The organism is Aneurinibacillus sp. UBA3580, assembly GCF_002375825.1.
In the GTDB taxonomy this organism is placed as follows: domain Bacteria; phylum Bacillota; class Bacilli; order Aneurinibacillales; family Aneurinibacillaceae; genus Aneurinibacillus; species Aneurinibacillus danicus.
Map to the genome: position 1 here is coordinate 1 of NZ_DFMZ01000108.1, position 2,774 is coordinate 2,774.

Genomic DNA, 2,774 nt, shown 5'->3' on the forward strand with positions numbered 1-2,774 from the left:
CCTCATTCTTTCCTCTCTTTTCCTTCGTACCACAAGAGTCAGCCGCTCTTCTCTGCATTTTCATGTCGGGGTTGTGGCTGAGACGCCATGGTGGTTTTGTCTGCCATGCCATGCGCTCCTTAAAACGGCTTGTTTATCATCATAAACGCAATACACCCCATTAAAAACACGGAGAACAGGCCAACACAGAGATTCTGGAAACGAAGCGTTTTCAATTCTTTCTCGGCGTGAATCTTACGACTGTTCGCCACCTCTGTCAACCCCCGCATCAAGAACCGCTTCATCATATAGAATACGAACATATACAGAAGCATTGAAACAATCAGCCACATCTGCATCAAATATTGAAACGACGTAACAAAGAAGAATGCAAGGCCTGTGCCCCACAAAACAATGTCCGCCGTCCGGTCCAATTTGCGGTACGTAACGAGAAAGCGCCGGGTCTGCTCCACATCCTTCAGCCGGGGAATCAAGAACAATACGGCAAGTTTGGCGGTTACCGCCAGCAAATGAAAAGTAAGCACTACATAGAACAACGGCTTCCACCCTTTCTTTATCTTTTGATTGTTCTTATTGTACTATGCGGCGCGCGGGACGGCTAGGCATATTTCTGGAAATGTGCTCAATTACGGAGACTTTACAATTGATACTTATTTCACGGTCGTAAATATGGTATGATGCAAGAATGTAGACAAGGAAATATAAGGAATACATAATAGGGAGAAACGAAAAGATGAGAGGGAGAAAGAAACGTATTCTAGCGCTGCTTGGAGGAGGCGCACTCGGCCTTGGCCTGCTGTTAGGAAGTCTTACCTTTATGGCCGATGCCAAAACGAAAAACCAAGACGTCATGGTAACCAGCTTTGATAAAGTTACATTGAGCTTCGTCGGCGATATGCAGTTTACCGGAACGGTTGCCGATCAAATCAAAAAGAACGGGACCGGTTATCCGTTCGCCAGAGTAAAATCCGTATTATCTCGTGCAGATCTTACCGTAGGCAATCTTGAGACCACGCTGACAACCGGCGGCAGCGCACAGGATAAACAATACACCTTCCGTTCCGATCCGCGGATGGCCAAAGCGATAGCAGACAGCGGCATTGACGCGGTCGGCCTGGCGAATAACCATACAATGGATTTCGGTTTGAATTCATTATTTGACACCATTGCCTATGTTAAGAAAAGCGGCTTGATCCCGCTTGGCGCGGGCAAGGACAAATCCGAAGCAACCCAGATTCACTACATAAAGAAAAAAGGCAAGACAATCGCACTGCTAAACTACAGCCGTGTTCTGCCTTCGACTTCCTGGATGGCCGGAGCTACCAGGCCAGGTTTGGCCAGCGCCTATGATCCTGGACTTATGTATAGCAAAGTCAAAGAGGCACGGAAAAAAGCCGATATTGTCGTTGTATTCATTCATTGGGGCAAAGAGCGGATGACCACGCCGGAAGCGTACCAGACAGAGATGGGCCATGCGCTCGTGGATGCGGGTGCCGACCTGGTCGTCGGCCATCATTCCCATATTATGCAGCCGGTGGAGTGGTATAAAGGCAAACTCATTGCCTACTCGCTCGGCAATTTCGTGTTTACCAACAGCCGGATCGACCGCTCCAATCAGACTGCCATTCTCGAAGTAAGCGTGAGAGGCAACCGCATAGAAGCAAGTCTGACTCCGGCTCGAATCGTAAGCGGACAACCCCGTCTGATTGAAGGTGCCGAAAAAGCGGAGTTCTTCCGTTTCATGGACCGAATCTCGCGCAAAGCGACCGTTAAAAGCGACGGGACGCTTACTCCATAGCCGCCAGTACCTCTTTTACGGTCGCAAGAAATGCCCGGCTGGCCCGTGACCGGTAGCGGCCTCGTCGATACGCCATAACCAGCGTACGGCGGGGTGTCGGATTGCGTAATGCTATGTACTTAGGCAGCAGTCCTTCCCTGAATAGGCGCGTAACCATTTTTGGCACGAATGCGATGCCCATACCGGCCGCTACGAGTGACTGGACTGTTTCAATGTTGCTGCTTTCAAATACGACATGCGGCGTAAATCCCGCCTCCTCACACCATCCTGCGGCCAGGTTGCGAAAACCCTGGCCTTTTTTCAGCATAATAAACGCCTCGTCTTTTAGCTCCCGAATCTCCACCGCCTCCCGCGTGCTCAATGGATGATCCGTCGGCAAGGCGAGGCAGATTTCCTCTTCAAGAATCGGTTCCCATTCCAGATTCGCATCTTGAATCGGCAAAGACAGCAGGCTCATCTCTGTCTTGCCGCGCGCCGTCAGTTGCTCAAGCGCCAGCGTCGCTTCTTCAAGCAGGCGCACCTGAATGCCAGGATACTTTTTCTTAAACACCGGCAATACAAGCGGTAAAATATGGGCACCGGTAATTGGCAGACTACCGACTGTAAGCCCTCCCTTCTCCAGCTCAGCCATATCCTGCATTTCCTTCTTTAACCGTTCTACAGAATCAAGAATATTGACCGCCGACTCATAAAACCGCTCACCTGCGTCCGTCAGACGAATGGAGCTTGTTGAACGTTCAAATAAAATGATATCCATTTCCTTCTCCAACTTGGCAATTTGCTGACTAAGCGACGGTTGAGCGAGATGCAGCCTCTCCGCCGCACGTGAAAAACTCTTCTCTTCTGCAATCGTTACCGCATACAGCAATTGTCGTAATTCCATCTCTATCCCCTTCTTTTTTCTGTGAAAATTGTGAGGAAAGAAGAAAGGGAAAGAGGAAATAAGATTCAGGGTAGAAAAAGGCGTTCGCCTTTT

3 protein-coding genes are annotated in these 2,774 nt (G+C 49.5%); 1 reads left to right on the forward strand and 2 read right to left on the reverse strand.

Going from position 1 to position 2,774, the window contains the following annotated elements:
* Positions 1-119 precede the first annotated feature (119 nt).
* Positions 120-536 (reverse strand): DUF2269 family protein, encoded by a 417-nt coding sequence (locus tag B2899_RS14995; RefSeq protein WP_146809587.1) that lies wholly within the window; start codon positions 534-536, stop codon positions 120-122.
* 197 nt (positions 537-733) lie between these two features.
* Here B2899_RS14995 and B2899_RS15000 point away from each other — a divergent pair, with 197 nt between their 5' ends.
* Positions 734-1,798 (forward strand): CapA family protein, encoded by a 1,065-nt coding sequence (locus tag B2899_RS15000; RefSeq protein WP_146809588.1) that lies wholly within the window; start codon positions 734-736, stop codon positions 1,796-1,798.
* Here B2899_RS15000 and B2899_RS15005 read toward each other — a convergent pair.
* Positions 1,788-2,681: a LysR family transcriptional regulator gene (locus tag B2899_RS15005; protein ID WP_146809589.1), complete on the reverse strand. Its 894-nt coding sequence runs from the start codon at positions 2,679-2,681 to the stop codon at positions 1,788-1,790. The two genes, B2899_RS15000 and B2899_RS15005, sit on opposite strands and share 11 nt — an antisense overlap.
* Positions 2,682-2,774 lie beyond the last annotated feature (93 nt).

Coding starts and splice junctions, on each gene's coding strand:
- B2899_RS15000 (WP_146809588.1), top strand. CDS start 734: ATGAGAGGGAGAAAGAAACGTATTCTAGCGCTGCTTGGAGGAGGCGCA.
- B2899_RS15005 (WP_146809589.1), bottom strand. CDS start 2,681: ATGGAATTACGACAATTGCTGTATGCGGTAACGATTGCAGAAGAGAAG.